Source organism: Pseudomonas sp. IT-196MI5 (genome assembly GCF_949767415.1).
Lineage (GTDB): Bacteria > Pseudomonadota > Gammaproteobacteria > Pseudomonadales > Pseudomonadaceae > Aquipseudomonas.
This window is the reverse complement of record NZ_CATKPZ010000013.1, coordinates 1-16611: the sequence shown is the minus strand read 5'-3', so window position 1 is coordinate 16611 and position 16611 is coordinate 1. Positions and strand designations below refer to the sequence as shown.

14 protein-coding genes are annotated in these 16611 nt (G+C 61.9%); 8 read left to right on the top strand and 6 right to left on the bottom strand.

The window, feature by feature from the left end:
- The first annotated feature begins 21 nt into the window (after positions 1-21).
- The 5 genes from ACM6IK_RS11485 (at position 22) to ACM6IK_RS11465 (ending at position 6018) form a co-directional block, all read left to right on the top strand.
- Positions 22-1461 (top strand): MFS transporter, encoded by a 1440-nt coding sequence (locus ACM6IK_RS11485; RefSeq protein ID WP_414874408.1) that lies wholly within the window; start codon positions 22-24, stop codon positions 1459-1461.
- A 157-nt stretch (positions 1462-1618) separates the two neighbouring features.
- Positions 1619-3622, top strand: coding sequence for an aminotransferase class I/II-fold pyridoxal phosphate-dependent enzyme (locus ACM6IK_RS11480; RefSeq protein WP_414874407.1), 2004 nt, complete (start codon positions 1619-1621; stop codon positions 3620-3622).
- A 27-nt stretch (positions 3623-3649) separates the two neighbouring features.
- On the top strand, positions 3650-4432 hold the full coding sequence (locus ACM6IK_RS11475) for a transporter substrate-binding domain-containing protein (RefSeq protein WP_414874406.1): 783 nt from the start codon (positions 3650-3652) through the stop codon (positions 4430-4432).
- 155 nt (positions 4433-4587) lie between these two features.
- Positions 4588-5301, top strand: coding sequence for an ABC transporter permease (locus ACM6IK_RS11470; RefSeq protein ID WP_108219723.1), 714 nt, complete (start codon positions 4588-4590; stop codon positions 5299-5301).
- An 18-nt stretch (positions 5302-5319) separates the two neighbouring features.
- Positions 5320-6018: an ABC transporter permease gene (locus ACM6IK_RS11465; protein ID WP_414874405.1), complete on the top strand. Its 699-nt coding sequence runs from the start codon at positions 5320-5322 to the stop codon at positions 6016-6018.
- A gap of 63 nt (positions 6019-6081) precedes the next feature.
- Here the strand turns inward: ACM6IK_RS11465 and ACM6IK_RS11460 are convergent, their stop codons facing one another.
- A complete protein-coding gene (locus ACM6IK_RS11460) occupies positions 6082-6717 on the bottom strand; it encodes a TetR/AcrR family transcriptional regulator (protein WP_223457385.1) in 636 nt (211 codons plus the stop codon).
- 117 nt (positions 6718-6834) lie between these two features.
- Between ACM6IK_RS11460 and ACM6IK_RS11455 the strand changes: the two genes are divergently transcribed.
- A complete protein-coding gene (locus ACM6IK_RS11455; RefSeq protein WP_414874404.1) occupies positions 6835-7851 on the top strand; it encodes a succinylglutamate desuccinylase/aspartoacylase family protein in 1017 nt (338 codons plus the stop codon).
- A 45-nt stretch (positions 7852-7896) separates the two neighbouring features.
- Here the strand turns inward: ACM6IK_RS11455 and ACM6IK_RS11450 are convergent, their stop codons facing one another.
- Positions 7897-8256, bottom strand: a complete 360-nt coding sequence (locus tag ACM6IK_RS11450; RefSeq protein WP_414874403.1) for a DUF6124 family protein — start codon at positions 8254-8256, stop codon at positions 7897-7899.
- 619 nt (positions 8257-8875) lie between these two features.
- Here ACM6IK_RS11450 and ACM6IK_RS11445 point away from each other — a divergent pair.
- Entirely contained in the window at positions 8876-9334 is a 459-nt protein-coding gene (locus ACM6IK_RS11445; RefSeq protein ID WP_414874402.1) for a hypothetical protein, read from the top strand.
- A gap of 452 nt (positions 9335-9786) precedes the next feature.
- Positions 9787-12846, top strand: a complete 3060-nt coding sequence (locus ACM6IK_RS11440; RefSeq protein WP_414874401.1) for an Ig-like domain-containing protein — start codon at positions 9787-9789, stop codon at positions 12844-12846.
- A gap of 66 nt (positions 12847-12912) precedes the next feature.
- Here the strand turns inward: ACM6IK_RS11440 and phnE are convergent, their stop codons facing one another.
- The 4 genes from phnE to ACM6IK_RS11420 are packed head-to-tail and all read right to left on the bottom strand — an operon-like array spanning position 12913 to position 16143.
- Entirely contained in the window at positions 12913-13680 is a 768-nt protein-coding gene (gene phnE, locus ACM6IK_RS11435; protein ID WP_414874400.1) for a phosphonate ABC transporter, permease protein PhnE, read from the bottom strand.
- Positions 13677-14504, bottom strand: a complete 828-nt coding sequence (locus ACM6IK_RS11430) for a PhnE/PtxC family ABC transporter permease (RefSeq protein WP_414874399.1) — start codon at positions 14502-14504, stop codon at positions 13677-13679. Before ACM6IK_RS11430 ends, phnE begins: the two co-directional genes overlap by 4 nt.
- Entirely contained in the window at positions 14498-15295 is a 798-nt protein-coding gene (locus ACM6IK_RS11425) for a phosphonate ABC transporter ATP-binding protein (RefSeq protein ID WP_414874398.1), read from the bottom strand. The genes ACM6IK_RS11430 and ACM6IK_RS11425 overlap by 7 nt, the downstream gene beginning before the upstream one ends.
- On the bottom strand, positions 15292-16143 hold the full coding sequence (locus ACM6IK_RS11420) for a putative selenate ABC transporter substrate-binding protein (protein WP_414874397.1): 852 nt from the start codon (positions 16141-16143) through the stop codon (positions 15292-15294). Before ACM6IK_RS11420 ends, ACM6IK_RS11425 begins: the two co-directional genes overlap by 4 nt.
- Positions 16144-16611 lie beyond the last annotated feature (468 nt).

The following is a 16611-nucleotide window of genomic DNA, read 5'->3' as shown; positions in this document are numbered from 1 at the left end:
TGCTGCGTCTTCCGCCATGTTATGGCCGGGCTTAGGCTCGGGACAACCTATTTGCGGAGTCGCGAGAAAATGAAGTCCATATCGATTCGGGGAGCCTTGGCCAGCCTGTCGTTATCCATGCTGCTGTCGTCCCTGGGCACCAGCATTGCCAACGTTGGATTGCCGACACTGGCCGAGGCGTTCTCGGCCTCCTTTGAGCAAGTGCAATGGGTGGTGCTCGCTTACCTGCTGGCGATCACGGCGCTGATCGTCAGTGTCGGAAGACTTGGCGACATGATTGGCCGCCGACGTTTGTTGTTGATCGGGATTTGGGTGTTTACCGTCGCTTCGATCCTGTGCGCGCTGGCCCCTCATCTCTGGTTATTGATTGCCGCTCGGGCGCTGCAAGGCGTCGGTGCGGCCATCATGATGGCGCTGACCATGGCGCTGGTGGGCGGGGCCGTTCCCAAAGAAAAAACGGGCAGTGCGATGGGCGTGCTCGGCACGATGTCGGCGATTGGCACCTCACTCGGCCCGACCCTTGGAGGTTTTTTGATTGCCAATCTTGGGTGGCAGGCCATTTTTCTGATCAATGTGCCGTTGGGTGTCTTGGCGATTGGGCTCGTGCTCTACTTTTTGCCCAATGATCGCAGTGAGAAGAGGGCGGATCGAAAGGGCTTCGATGGGCTCGGCACGCTGGTGCTGATTCTGACGCTGCTGGCTTATGCACTGGCGATGACCATTGGGCGTGGCACCCTGAACATGACGCTGTTGCTGGTGACAGTTCTTGGGCTGTGCGTGTTTGTATTCGTCGAGCACACGGCCGAGTCGCCTCTGGTTCGATTGACGATGTTCCGTAACTGGCACATGAGCGCAGGATTCCTCATGAGCATGCTGGTGACCACCGTGGTCATGGCGACCATGGTGGTCGGGCCGTTTTACCTCACCGGCGCACTGGCGTTGAATGCGGCGAGCGTTGGGTTGGCGATGTCGACGGGGCCGCTGGTGGCCGCACTGGCAGGTGTACCGGCGGGCCGATGGGTCGATCGTTTGGGCACGTATCGAGCCAGTACGATTGGATTGATTGCCATGTTGATTGGCGCTTGCATCCTTCCCGCCATGCCTTTGGGGGTCGGTGTACTCGGCTACATCGTGCCGCTGACTGTCATGACCGGCGGTTACGCGCTGTTTCAGGCGGCGAACAATACCGCCGTCATGGCGGATATCGAGTCGCAGCAGCGTGGCGTAATCTCCGGCTTGCTCGGGTTGTCGCGCAATCTCGGGTTGATCACGGGCGCCTCGGTCATGGGCGCAGTGTTCGCCTTCGGCTCGGCCAGCGACGATATTTTGCAGGCGCAACCTGAGGCCATCGCACAGGGGATGCGGCTGACGTTTGCCGCCGCCGCCGGGTTGATTGTCATTGCGCTGGCGATTGGCGCGGTCAGCAAAATCGTTTCACGTCGCTTGATCGCGCCGTGCTGAAAAACGGCGCGACTGTCGTGAAAACGACCTGTTTGCGCTGAACGCGAAGCCTCGCGAGTTTTCTGTTGAACGAGTGTTCAGTCTCGACTATGTTGGGGGCCACCTTCCCCCGGCTGGTTGCGGGCTTGCGTTTCTTCAATTCGAACGAGGCACTGGCATGCGGTTTTCACCCTTTGTAGAGCGGATCAGTGGCCAGGGCGTTGCCGCCTGGGATATTCACTACGCGGCCAGCGCGGCACAGCGCAATGGCGAAGACGTGATCATCCTCAGCGTCGGCGACCCGGATTTTCCCACTCCCGATTTCATCACCGACGCCGCCATCCACGCCCTGCGCGAAGGGGACACCCACTACACCGAAATCGCCGGCCGCCAGGCCCTGCGCGAGGCCATTGCCGGTCGCTATAGCCAACTGATCGACCGCGAACTGCAGGCGTCGAACGTCATTCTCACGGCAGGTGCGCAGAACGCCTTGTTCGCCACCTCGATGTGCCTGCTCGGTGCCGGTGACGAGGTGATCGCGTTCGATCCGATGTACGTCACCTACGAAGCGACGCTCAAGGCGTCCGGCGCCACGCTGGTGCGGGTGCCTTGCGCGGCGGACTCGGGTTTCCGCCTCGATGCCGCCGTGTTGGCCAAGGCCATCACCCCGCGCACCCGGGCGATTTTTTTCTCCAACCCGAACAACCCCACTGGCGTGGTGCTGGGTCGCGAAGAGCTGCAAGCCATCGCCGAAATCGCCATCGCCCATGACCTGTGGGTGGTGGTGGACGAGGTCTACGAGAGCCTCGCCTATGAGCGCGAACACCTGAGCCTGGCGGCCTTGCCGGGCATGGCCGAGCGCTGCGTGGTGATCGGCAGCCTGTCCAAATCCCATGCCATGACCGGTTGGCGCATCGGCTGGGTCGTGGCCCATGCAGCCCTGATCAACCATGTCGAAACCCTGGTGTTGAGCATGCTGTACGGCTTGCCCGGGTTTGTCATGGAAGCGGCGCTCAAGGCCGTGCAGTCACACGACGAAGTCACCCACGGCATGCGCGAGATCTATTGTCGGCGCCGCGACCTGGTGGTGTCCGGCCTGGCCGGTTGCCCGGGCATCAGCGTGCTCAACCCCGATGCCGGCATGTTCGTGCTGGTGGACGTGCGTGGCACCGGCCTGACCTCGCTCGAGTTCGCCTGGCGGCTGCTGCGCGAAGCCGGTGTCTCGGTGCTGGATGCGGCGGCATTCGGTGAGCCGGCCCAGGGTTTTGTACGGCTTTCGTTCACCCTGAGTGACGAGCGCCTGGCCCAGGCCTGTCAGCGTATTCGCGATTTTGTCGGGGTGCTCATGGGCGAAGCGCCGAGGCCGGTGATCGGCACGCTGACCCGTACCGCAGCCGCCGAACCGGTCGCCGCCAAGACCATGATCGAAGTCGATCGCCTGCACAAACGCTTCGGCAATATCGAAGTGCTCAAGGGCGTTTCCCTGACCGCCCGCGAGGGCGAAGTGATTTCCCTGATCGGCGCCAGCGGCTCGGGCAAAAGTACCTTGTTGCGCTGCATCAACATGCTCGAAGTGCCGGACCAGGGCCGCATCCTGGTCGATGGCGAAAGCATTCACCTTAACCAGAATCGTCCCGGCGCACCGCTGGTGTCGGACGCCAGGCAGCTGGTACGCATCCGCTCCAGCCTGGGCATGGTGTTCCAGAACTTCAACCTCTGGCCCCATCGCACGGTGCTGGAAAACCTCATCGAAGCGCCGATCCAGGTCCTGCGTGAAAGCCGGGCGGAGGCCACTGAACGGGCCGAAGCGCTGCTGGAGCGCGTCGGGCTTGCGGCCAAGCGCAACGAGTACCCGGCGTTTCTCTCCGGGGGACAGCAACAACGGGTGGCCATCGCCCGAGCCCTGGCCATGCGGCCCAAGGTCATGCTGTTCGATGAACCCACCTCGGCACTCGACCCGGAACTGGTCGGGGAAGTGCTGCGGGTGATCCGCTCCCTCGCCGAAGAAGGCCGGACCATGATCCTGGTGACTCATGAAATGGCCTTTGCACGCGATGTCTCTTCCAAGGTCGCCTTCCTGCATCAAGGGCTGATCGAGGAAACCGGTTCGCCGGACGAAGTGTTCGTACACCCACGCAGCGAGCGTTGCCGACAGTTCGTCAACGCTCATCAGACTCGCTAACTCATCATAAAAAGACGGGAAAACAACATGGGAAATCGACGTTTTGCAAACTGGTTGACCGGTGCGGCCTGCGTATTGCTGGCCGGCATGAGTGCGGCCCAGGCGCAACCGATCAGGTTCGCGGTGGCAGCCGAACCCTATCCGCCGTATACCGAAAAGCAGGCCAACGGTGAGTGGAAGGGCTTCGAAGTCGACCTGATCCACAAGCTGTGCAGCGAAATGAAAGCCGATTGCGAGATCAAGGAAGTGGCGTGGGACGGCATCATTCCGTCGCTGCTGGCCAAGAAGATCGACGTGATTTTTTCCTCGATGTCGGTGACCGAAGAACGGGAAAAGCAGATCGCCTTCAGCAACGCCTACTACGACTCGGCGATTGCCGTCGTCGGCCCGAAAGAGGCGTCGGTCAAGAAGTACCCGGATGACCTCAAGGGCAAGATCATCGGCGTGCAGAACTCGACCGTGAGCGCCAGTTACTTGAAGACCTACTACGAAAAAATTGCCGACGTTAAATACTACGACACCCAGGACTCGGCCAACGCCGACCTGATTGCCGGGCGCATCGACCTGATGATGGCCGATGGCACCGCCATGGCCGCCTTCATCAAGACCCCGGATGCCAAGGACCTGGCCTACCTCGGCACCGTGCCTTACGACCCGATCTTCGGCAAAGGCGTGGGGGCCGGCCTGCGCAAGGACGACACCGAACTCAAGGCCAAACTGGACAAGGCCATCCAGCAGTTGCTGGCGAGCAAAGACTACGACGACCTGTCCCAGAGCTACTTTGGCACCAGCGTGAAGCCTGCGTTCTGACCTGAACACAGTACCTGTGGCAAATGCAAAACCTGTGGGAGCGAGCTTGCTCGCGATAGCGGTGGTTCAGTCACCATTGATATTGACTGGCATGGCCTCATCGTCGGAACGCCGCCCGGAGCAAGCTCGCTCCCACAGGATCAGGGGAGACTGATATGCCGGCAATGTTCGATCTGATCAATTTCACCGAGCAGGGATGGGGCAGTGCGCTGTTGAAGGGGCTCTGGATGACCCTGCAGATTTCCGCCGGAGCCTTTGTGCTCGGGCTGGCCATCGGGCTGGTGGTGGCGTGCCTCAAGCTGGGCGCGCCGAAGCCGATTGCAGCGCTGATGCGCGGCTACACCACCTTGTTCCGCGCGGTTCCGGAATTGCTGCTGATTCTGTTGCTGTACTACGTCGGCTCCATGCTCCTCAATTCGCTGATGACTCGGCTCGGCTACGACGTGGTGAATGTCAGCGGTCCGCTGGCGGCCATCGTGGTGCTGGGGCTGGTGCAGGGCGCGTACGCCTCGGAGATTTTCCGCGCGGCGATCCAGGCGATTCCCTTCGGCCAGATCGAAGCGGCCAAGGCGTTCGGCCTCAACGGTTTCGGTCTGTTCCGCCGGGTCACATTGCCGATCATGGCGCCTTACGCCATGGCCGGGATGGCCAACCTGTGGATCAACCTGATCAAGGACAGTGCGCTGATCAGCGTGGTCGGCACCAACGAGCTGCTGTACACCGCCAAGCAAGGCGCGGGGTCGACGCGCCATTATCTGTTGTTCTACCTCACGGCAGCGGCGTTGTATTACGCGGTGACGTTGGTGTCGAACTATGTGTCGGGTCGGCTTGAGCGACGTATTCGTCGCTGGATGCCTCTTGTTGACTGAACCGGCAGAGAGAATGAAATGATTCCAGCGTGGATAGTTGAATACGCGGCACTGTTGGGTCGGGGGCTGCAAACCACCCTCGGGATTCTATTGATCGCCAGTGTGTTCGGTTTTGTCCTGGCGGTATTGGTGGCGCTGGCGCGGATCTCGAAAAACAAGGTGATTGCCAAGGTCAGCCTGTTCTACACCAGCGTGACGCGCGGTACACCCTTGCTGATCCAGATCTACATTTTCTACTACGGCCTGGGCAGCCTGTTTGCCCAGTTCCCGCTGATTCGCGGCAGTTTCCTCTGGCCGTACCTGCGCGACGGTTACTGGTACATCGTGTTCGCCCTGGTGGTGTCGGTGGGGGCCTATGTCGGCGAAGTGATTCGCGGTGGCCTGCTGGCGGTACCGAAGGGCGAAATGGAGGCGGCCTCGGCGTTTGGCATGACCGCGCGCCAGTCCTTGCTGCGGGTGCGTTTGCCCCGGGCGATGCGCCTGTTGCTGCCGACCCTGGCCGGGGAAACCGTGATGCTGCTCAAGTCCACGGCATTGGCTTCGACCATCGCCGTGATCGACCTGCTTGGTGCCGCCAACGTGGTCCGCGCGCAAACCCTGCAGGTGTACGAACCCTTGTTGCTGGTAGCCGGTGTGTACGTCTGCCTGACGTTCCTGATCGAGGCGCTGTTTGCCTTTGCCGAGCGGCGCGGGACGCCGGTACGCAGGTCGGCCTGATGAGTTCGACAAGGGTTGACCGCCGTCAGCGGCACCCTGGCGATGATCTTCGACCGGCATTCGTCACAGGGCGTCGTCGGTGCTGAATGCTCCGTGACGCAGCCCCTTTATCCAGCAACGGCAGATATGCAGTCCGTTGGCGGCGCTGAAGGTCTCGGGGTTCAGGCACCACTCGAGCCAGAGACCGTCGAGCATCGCCGATAAGCCGATGGCCGCCAGGCGGGTGTCGTGAATCACGAAGCCTTCGCTGGCGGCCAGCCCGTCGAGCAACTGGCGGATCAGATCAAGGTAGGCGCGGTAGCTTTTTTCGTGGGACTGGCTGACGTGTTCGGAGTGACGGATCAGGCTCCAGAACACCACCCACACGCCGAGCAGTTGCGGGTCCATGACCCTGGGCGAGAACGAGCCTTCCAGGAAGGCATCGATCTTTTGCGCAGGTGTCTGGGCCTGTTCGATTTCCTGGAGCAGGGCCGTGGTCAGTTCGCTCGCGAGTCGCTGGTAGGTGTCGGCGATCAGTGCCTCGATGCTGCCGAAGTGATGGTTGAGCAACCCCACGGACACTCCGGCTTCAGTGGCAATGCGCCGTACGGAAATCCCGGCGTGACCGTCGCGGCCCAGGCAGCGCAGGGTGGCGGCCACCAGCATTTCGCGACGGTCTTCGGGTTCGGCGCGGCGGTTTTTCGGGGCATCGGTTGTCACAAGGCTGTCCTTGGGTGAGGTTCCACGATGCCGAGCTTAGTTGAACGTCTGTTCAATCACCAGCCTCGGCAGCAGCGATACAACGTTTTTCAAGGTTCATGACGGGAGGGAAAGCCAATGCCGCAGGATATTTCGTTCAGTGTTCGAAACAACAACGGCGATACCGTGCGGGTCGGTGCCTGGCGCTATGCAGGCGACGGCAGCGGGCCAAACGTGCACTTGCAGGCCGGCGTGCATGCCGATGAAATCGCCGGGATGCTGGTCCTGCACCTGCTGATGCAACGACTGCAAACCGCCGAATCCCAAGGCCGGCTCAAGGGCAGTGTGACCGTGGTGCCGCAGGCCAATCCGCTGGGCATTGGGCAGTTCCGCCAGGGGCGCATCCTCGGCCGTTATCACGACGCGACCGGGCATAACTTCAATCGCGCGTTCGACCAGTCGGCGGCCATGGCGCGGCCTTCGACTTGTGTTCAGCAATGGCAAAAAAAACTGGTGCAACTGGCCGCCCCGGCCGATGTGATGCTCGACCTGCACACCGATGACGAGGCCTTGCCATACCTCTACGTACACCGCAGTTTCTGGCCCCGTGGTCGCGAACTGGCGGCGGCGATGAAGATGGATGTGGCGATCATCTGGGATGACGGCGGCGATGGCTCCTTCGAGGAAACCATCATTGCCCCATGGCTGCGCGAAGGCGTCACCGAGCACCGCATGGCGGCGACCCTGGAGCTGCGCGGGCAGGGCGATGTCAGCGACCGTTTTGCCGAGTCCGATGCCGAAGGGCTGTACAACTGGCTGTGCGGTTGCGGTGTCATTGACGAGCAAGTTTCACCGGCTGACTGGCCCGTCGAAGCCGTGGAAATGGGCCACATGGAAACCATCATCGCGCCGCAACCCGGGGTGCTGATCTTCGAAAAAGAGCTGGGGGATTTTGTCGAAGAAGGCCAGCGTTTTGCACGGATTCTCGGGCGACCGGGCGACCCGTCCTCCGAAGTGGTGCTGCACGCCGAGCAAGCGGGGCGGCTGGTGACGCGCTATCGCGATCGCCTGATTCCTCAAGGCATGGGGGTGGCGAAGTTTACCGGCAGCCGGGTGTCGCGAAACTGGAGCGGCGGGTTGCTGGATCCGAACTGAGCCTCACCCTCGCCACAGGGGCAGCGTTAGCCACCGATTCAGTGATTACTCAGGCGGATCAATCTGGTCCAGCACCCGATTCGCCGTGATCTCCGCCAACATCACGCTGTTGGAAATCCCCAGCAGGGCATTGCGTGAGCCGCCGTCCAGATGATCCACCAACTGGTGCACCATCACATCGACCGAGGCCAACGTTTCGACCAGATACACCATCAGGGTTTCGGTATCGACCTTGGGGTCGACGGTAAACAGGGCGCTGGGTGTGCGTGGAGTGGCTTTGATGTCTGCGGTCGAGGGGACGTGGAAGGCGAGCGCGGGGTCGGCGGCCTCGTTGAGCTGTTTTGAGTCGGGTTCGTACGGGGATGCCGGATCGGTGTCCGGCGGGTTGGGGGTGACCTTGAACATGGCAACTCTCCGTCTATGAGTTAAAGCTGCACCATTCGGTTCCAAGCGAATGGTGGCAGCTGTACGCAGGCTGGAACCCGGGAAACGGAAACCCGGCAGACCCTAAGGTCTCCCACGCACAGCCGCCATAACGGAGTACACACTCAAAAGTGCGCAGCATAGGTTATGAAGGGCGTCATGCGCCGTTTATTCATCAGGGTTCCAAGCCTGGTCGCTGAATTGGCAACGACGCGGAAACGATAGAACCTGGACCCTGGGCGCACAAGCCGGCGGATTCTGGCGTAACCGTAGGCAACGACGCAAGGTCCTGTAGCCCTCGGGAAATAACCTACAACCTTTTTAAACAAGCGCTCTTGGGGGATGTCGAGCGATCGTCCCCAGCGGACACAAGCGGGACTGACTAGCTCAATACCGGCTTTCGTGTATCGCTGTGTATCAGGGCACGGCATCCGCATACAGCCATACAAAACCAGCACTTTACGGATACAGCCGGGATACACCACCGGGGCCAAATAGACCTGCCAAAGCGAGAGGCACAACGCACCTCGCCACCAGGTTTATCAACCCTTGTGGTACGACCAATAACGGTCCAGCCGCGCAAATGTTCCGGAGTATCAACATGTCTCGTATCCAGTCGAACAAAACCCGTATTGGCCTGATCGCTGTTGCACTGGTCGGCGGTATCAACTTCGCGTCCTCGGCGTTTTCCGCCGAAGCCTTGCCGCAGGGCTATCAACTGGCTTCCGCGGAAAAGACCAGCGAAGGCAAGTGTGGCGAAGGCAAGTGCGGTGCCGAAGCCAGCGCGCAAAAGACCCAGGCCGAGGGCAAGTGCGGTGAGGGCAAATGCGGCGATGCGTCTTTCGCGCGCACCGACACCGATGATGACGGCCGCGTGTCGCTCAAGGAACTGCTGGCCGTGGCGCCCAAGGGCACTGGGGAATTCAAGGCGATGGACACCAACGGCGACGGTTTCCTGTCCGAGGGGGAGGTGTACAAGTTCCGCACTAACCAGTTCATCTCCAACGGCAAGAAAGTACCGACCGAGCTGTTCACCAAGTTGAGCCAGGCTAAAGACTGATCGGCCGCAACGAAAAACCCCTTCCTGTGTTGGCGCGCAGGAAGGGGTTTTTGCGTGGGCAGTACTGGTTTGGTCGTCAGGCGCGAAATTGCACTGCACTTGACCGCCGTATACCTGCGCTAAAAGTAAAGGTTTCAATCCTCTCCATAAATGGGGCATTACCCCCACGAGCGGGTGTTTTCCACCTAATTAGAGGGGTATTCCCCACTCACTCTTCTCGCGTTTGAAACACTCAAAAATAGTTTATTAATTTACCTGGATTTTTTCTCCCCCTCTGGTGTGATGGCCCATTAATTGCAGTCCTCTTGTACCCGCAATAGCTGTGTCCCAGACCTCCTGGCGACGGTGGGTTTCGCCAGACTCGATATGTCGCGAGGGGTGAAAAAATGAAACGCACGACATCACTTCGCAGCTCCATCTCCTTTCTACGCAGGACAAGCCTGCCCTGTGCGATGCTCCTTACCCTGACCACCATGGCAAGCGCCGTGCCGCTGGATGATTTCGGCCCGCCACCCCCGACGGACCCCTCGGCGTTTAGCAACCCGCCGGCCGACCTCGATGCCGCGGCGGCTGCCTTACGGGCCTCGCCACCCGCCAACCAGGGCGCCCTCGCCCTGCCCAATGGCGTATTTGGTGACCGGAACACGCCACGGGCCGAAAACGTGCTGCCGCCAGCCCTGCAGACATCCTTTAATATCCCCACCAATGGCAAGCCCAGCCCATTGTTCGGGGCCCAGCCGTATACGCAGCAACTGTTGCTGTTCGAAGAATTCGGCACGGAAACACTCGACCCGGCGTTGCCCGCACCGCCCCTGACCTTCCCGGTTCCGCTCGTCGGCCCGGCGCCCACGCAGGACCCGAACAACACCGCCCGCAGCAGCCCTTCGCCCGCGGCGCTGGAAGCCTTCATGCGCCAGCCGGGGCTGTTCCCGTTTCCGTCGCAATTTTCCAACGTGCTGGACCGTAACCCGTGGCAAGCGCAGATCGAAGCCTTCCTCAACCGCCATCCGGTCGGCTCGCCGGCCGAAGGTCGTCCGCCAGGAAAAGGCTGGTCGCACCAGCGCTGGAACGAGTTCTTCCCGCAGGTCGGCTTCAAAACCGTGCAAGCGGGTGCCCAGATCAACAGCGGCATGCGCGACCACCGACAGTTGCACAACTACGCTGTCGGTGAGTTCGGGCCGGGCGGGCTCTACAACCAGACCTCGGACACCCCGGTCCTGGTGGGCACCACCCAAGGCATCAATGTTCGTTTTCACCCCAACATGCCGATTCAGGACCACAAGGCGCTCTGGACCTTCGACGGTACTTTTCCGCCAAAACTGTTGATGGTGCGTTACGGTCAGGCCGCGCTGATGCGCCACTACAACGCCCTGCCGATCGATCCGTCGGCCAACATGGGGTTTGGCCTGCACACCATTACCACCCATGAACACAACGGCCACTCCCCGGCTGAAAGCGATGGTTTTGCCGGTGCGTTTTTCTTTCCGGGGCAGTACTACGACTATCGCTGGCCGATCCAGTTGGCCGGTTACGACACCATCAACACCACCGCTCAGGATCCGCGCGCGGCGTTCCCCTGCGCCCCGGGCGAAACCCTGTTCGTCAACGATGCCACACCGGGCCTCAAGACGTGCAACAACGGCAGCATCAAGATCCGTGGCGACTGGCACGAAACCATGAGCACCCACTGGTTCCATGACCACATGCTCGATTTCACCGCGCAGAACGTCTACAAGGGCAACGCGGTGATGATGAATTACTACAGCGCCCTGGATCGCGGTAACGAAGCCTTCGAAGACGGCGTCAACCTGCGCCTGCCCAGCGGTTCGGCATTGCCTTGGGGTAACCGCGACTACGATGTGAACCTGATGGTGGCCGACAAGGCTTGGGATCAGAACGGCCAGCTCTGGTTCAACCCGTTCAACACCGACGGTTTTCTCGGCGATCAGGTCCTGGTCAACTGGCAGTACCAGCCACGCCTGAATGTGCGGGCGCGCAGCTATCGCTTCCGCATCCTCAACGGCTCGGTGTCGCGCTACTTAAAGATCGCACTGGTGCGTGAAGTCGCCGGCAGCGGTGGCGAATTCCCCGGCCCGGCCGGTTCCGGCCTGTCTTATAGCCGCGTGCCGTTCCACTTGATCGCCAACGACGGCAACCTGATGGAACACGCCGTGCCGTTCGACGGCAGCATGGACCTGGACGGTAGCGGCGATCCCCAGGACCACAACGCCATCCTGCCCACCCAGGGCATCGCCGAGCGTTTCGACATCATCGTCAATTTCGCGAAAAACGGGATCAACACCGGCGACAAGCTGTACTTCGTCAACCTGTTGGAGCACCAGAACGGCAAGAAGCCGACAGCTACAGTGCTGAGCCTGGCCGATGTCCTGTCCGGGACGTACAAGGCGGTGATCAGGCTGGGCAGCAAAGGGCCGGAATGGGTCGGCGGCGACCCGGGGGTGGGCAAGTTCCTGCAGTTGGTGGTCCAGCCTTATGCCGGCCAGGACGTGAGCATGAACCCCGCCGACTTCGAGCCCGCCAAACCGGGCAAGCCAGCCGGCAAGACCATGATCCCGCTAACCCTCAACCGTGACGATCCGGCGGTGCAGGCCAGGCTCGCGCTGGCGCGGCATCGCGAGTTCAGCTTCGGCCGCTCCGACGGCACCGACGAAACACCCTGGACCATCAAGACCGACGGTGGTGAATTTGGTTTCCCCATGGACCCTCGAGTCATCAGCGCCGCTCCGCAACTGGCCAACGGCCCGACCCCTGCCGGCTTCTCCGGTGACGGTACCCTGGAAGTGTGGAGAATCATGAGCGGCGGCAACGGCTGGAACCACCCGGTGCACGTGCACTTCGAAGAGGGGATCATCCTCAGCCGCGATGGCAACCCACCGCCGGAATGGGAAAAATGGGCGCGCAAGGACGTCTATCGCGTCGGCGATGGCATCGACAGTTCGGTGGACGTGAAAATGGCGATCCGCTTCCGGGAATTCGCCGGAACCTACATGGAGCACTGCCACAACACCCAGCACGAGGACACGTCCATGCTGCTGCGCTGGGATGTCGAGCACCCCGGCCAGTTCCAGTTGATGCCAGCACCCATACCCGGCTGGGACGGCGTCACCTACGTCAACTCCGCCGCGCTGCCGACCTTCCGCACCGGCGATACCCGCGCCAATAACAACGGCAATAACCAAAACCCGATCGCCAACCCCGACAGTGCCATCAGCAACACCGGTCAACCGGTGCCCATCAACGTCCTGGCCAACGACACCGACCCTGACGGTAACGTGCCACTTAGAGTGGTGGGGCTGGAGCAACCGGACTCCGGCACGGGCGTGGTCAGCACCGATGGTGTGCGCGTGACCTACACACCACCGGCCACGGTCGTAGCGCCGTTCACTGCGACCTTTATCTATAAAGCCGCCGATGCCAAGGGCGCGGAGTCGGCACCGACGACGGTGTCCGTGGCGGTTTCGGCAGCGGTCACGGTCACCGCGAGCCAGTAGTGGCGCACTGAGTACAACTACGCTTTAGCATGAGGGCCTCATTGAGGCCCTCATGCTAAAAGCAAATCACGCCTTGACCCAACGCTGACGACTCCAACTACTCAGCCCATCAACGGCAAACACCAGCAGCAACATGGCCAGGATCACCGTGCTGGCCTGGGCCTCCTGGAACAGGCTGAGGCTGACATAGAGCATCTGCCCCAAACCGCCGGCACCGACAAAACCGAGCACGCTGGCCATGCGGATATTGTTTTCCCAGCGGTACAGGATGTACGCCAACAGCTGTGGAAACAGGTTGGGCAGGGTGCCGTAGCAGAAGGCCCAGACGACGTTGCCGCCCTGCAAACGGATGGCTTCGGCCGGTTGCGGCGGGGTGTTTTCCAGTGCTTCGGCGAAGAGTCGACCCAGCACCCCCGCGGTGTGCATGGCCAGTGCCAGGGTCCCGGCGTTGGGGCCGAGACCCGCCGCCAACACCATCAAAGCGGCCCACACCAGTTCGGGAATGGCGCGCAGGCCATTGAGCACAAGGCGCGACGCGCTCTGCAACGGCCAACCGAAACGCCCGGCCGCCGGCAATGCCAGCACCAGGCCGAAGACCGCCGCGAGCAGGGTGCCCAGGGCCGACATGGCCAGGGTTTCCACGGCGCCACGGCCGATGGCTTGCAGATGGCCGGCGCTCAGGTCCGGGCTGAGAAAACGCAGCACGTAGGCGCCCATCTGCGCAAGGTTCCCGCTGCCCGTCAGTTCGCCGAGGTTGATGCCCAGATAGCTGAACGAGAGGACGACTGCCGCGACGATGCACAGGATCAGCAGCAGGTTGATCAGGCGATTCATGCGAACCTCCAGCGCAACAGGCGGCTGATCTGATCGGCAAACAGCACCAGAACGAAAAAGGTCAGCAACATGCTCGCCACTTCACCGCCGGCGAACATGCGCAACGACAAGTCGATCTGCTGGCCCAACCCGCCGGCGCCGACGAAGCCCATCACCACGGACGCGCGGATGGCGCATTCCCAGCGGTACACCGTGTACGACAGCAACTCCGCCCCGACATTGGGCAGGGTGCCGTAGCAGAATGCCGCCAACCGGCTGCTGCCGGCTTGCAGCAGCGCATGGGCCGGACGCTGGTCGACCGACTCGAAGATTTCCGCGTAGACCTTGCCCAGCATGCCGCTGTAGGTGATGGCAATCGCCAGCACCCCGGCCGTCGGGCCAAGGCCGACGGCGCGTACGAACAGCAAGGCCCAGACGATTTCCGGCACGCTGCGCAGGAAGATCAGCAACCCGCGCACCGGCCAGCGCAACAGCCGGCCCAGGGCGCTCGGGCGACCGCTGCGTGAAGCTGCCGACAACGACAGTGCCCGACTGGCCAGCAGACTGGCGGGTACGGCCAACAGCAAGGCCAGGGCCATGCCGGCGGTGGCGATGGCCAGTGTCTGCAGGGTGGCTTGCCACAGCAACTGGAGGAACTCTTCGCCATGGGCCGGTGGCCAGAAGGCCGAAACAAAACGGCCCATCTCACTCTGGCTGTCGGCCTTGAGCAACACTCCCAGGTCCAGTTCGCTGAAATGGACACCGGGCCACAGCAGGGCCAGCGCCAGCAGACAGAGCAGCAGGCGGGGCAGGGTGGCCGGGTCTCGTGTATCGCGCGTCAGCATCGGGGAATCTGCAGGATCAAGGGCGCCACCGGCGTGGGCGGCGATAGCAGTTGTTCGTTGGCGTAGAGCTTGTCGAGCAATTGCTGGTCGATGTCGCTGGCGGGAAGATCGAACAGGATCTGCCCTTCACGCAAACCGATGATGCGTGAAAAGTGCGTCAGGGCCAGCTCCACGGCATGCAGGCTGGCGACCAGCGTCACATTGTGCTCCCGGGCATGGCGGCAGAGGATCGACAGGGTGTGCCCGGCCAGTACAGGGTCCATCGCCGACACCGGCTCATCAGCCAACAGCACTTCGGGCGCCTGGTACAGCACGCGCGCAATGCCCACACGCTGCAACTGACCGCCGGACAATTGCTGGCACTGGGCGAACAGCTTGTCACCCAGGTCCAGCTTGAGCAGTGCCGCCCGCGCGCCCGGAACATCCACCGGATGCAACAGGCTCAACAGGCTTTTGGCAAAACTCCATTGCCCCAGCTTTCCGGCCAGCACCGCCGTGACCACCCGCTGCCGCGCAGGCAGTGGCGGCGCCTGATGCACCAGGCCGATGCGTGCACGCAGCCGTTGGCGCTGTCGGGCGCCAAGCTGCCAGGCTTGCTCGCCGAGCACCTCGACCGTGCCGCTGCCGGGGCGCAGGGCGGTAGCCAACAGGTTGAGCAGGCTCGACTTGCCGGCGCCGGACGGACCGATGATCGCGACCTGCTCACCGGCAGCGATGTGCAGGTCGACCTCATGCAGCGCACGCACGCCATTGCCGTGGGTGAGGCTGACCCGGTTCAGATGCAGTGTCATTTCAGCAGGTCGGCAGCGCGCGCGGCTTCCTCGATGCCCTTGTAGTTCTCAGGCTGGGTCTCGATGAAGCGGCTGGCGGCTTGCAGGTCCAGAATCGCTTTTTGCTCCGGGTTGGCCGGGTCGAGCGCGAGGAAGGCCACCTTGATTTTGTTGGCAAGGGCCGGGTCGAGGGTGCCGCGCACGGTCCAGTTGTAGTCGAAGTAGGCCGGCGTGGTGGCGAAGACCTTGACCTTGTCGGTGTCGACCTTGCCGGCCGCGACCAGTTTTGCCCAGACGCTGGCGTTGAGCACGCCGGCGTCCACTTTGCCCGCCTGGACCCAGGCGACGGTGGCGTCATGGGCGCCGGAGTAGCCGACACGGCTGAAGTAAGTTTCCGGCTTGATGCCGTCCTGCAGCATGAAATAGCGCGGCATCAAACTGCCCGACGTCGACGAGACCGAGCCGAAGGCGAACGACTTGCCCTTGAGGTCGGCCAGCGACTTGACGGCCGGGTCGGCGCTGATGAATTTGCTGGTGAACTGGGCGTCCTGCTCACGCTGTACCAATGGAATGGCATTGCCGGTTTTCAGCCGCGCCTGCACGAAGGTGAAACCGCCCAGCCAGGCCATGTCGATACGGTCCGTGGCCAGCGCCTCGACCACCGCCGGGTAGTCCGACACCGGTACGAACTCGACCTTCATGCCCAGTTGCTTCTCCAGATACTCGCCCAGAGGCTTGAACTTGCGCTGCAGTTCGGTGGGGGCTTCATCAGGAATGGCGCTGACTTTGAGGGTGTCGGCAGCCTGTGCCAGCAGGGTGGAAAGGGACAGGGTCAGGCCAATGGCCGTTGCCAGGGTACGTTTGAGCATGGAAGTTCTCCGGTTCAATAGCGGAAAAATGTCGATGCGCCCCGCACAAGCTGATTGCTGCACGACGCTTCGTGAGGGTAGACGAAAACGCCGCGATTATAGGGACTCTTGCGGGCTTGACCAGCGTTGCAGCAGGGGAGAGGGCCAAAACGGAACTGTAGGAGCGAGCCTGCTCGCGATTGCGGAGTGTCAGTCAGCATCAATATCGACTGATCCACCGCTATCGCGAGCAGGCTCGCTCCCACAGGGATCGCTGGTGAACAGCCAATTTTTGTACGACAGATATTCAAGTGTGGGAGCGAGCCTGCTCGCGATAGCAGAGTGTCAGTCAGCATCAGTATCGACTCATCCACCGCTTTCGCGAGCAAGCCCGCTCCCACAGGGATCGCTGGTGAACAGCCAATTTTTGCATGACAGACATTCACGTGTGGGAGCGAGCCTGCTCGCGATTGCGGAGTGTCAGTCAGC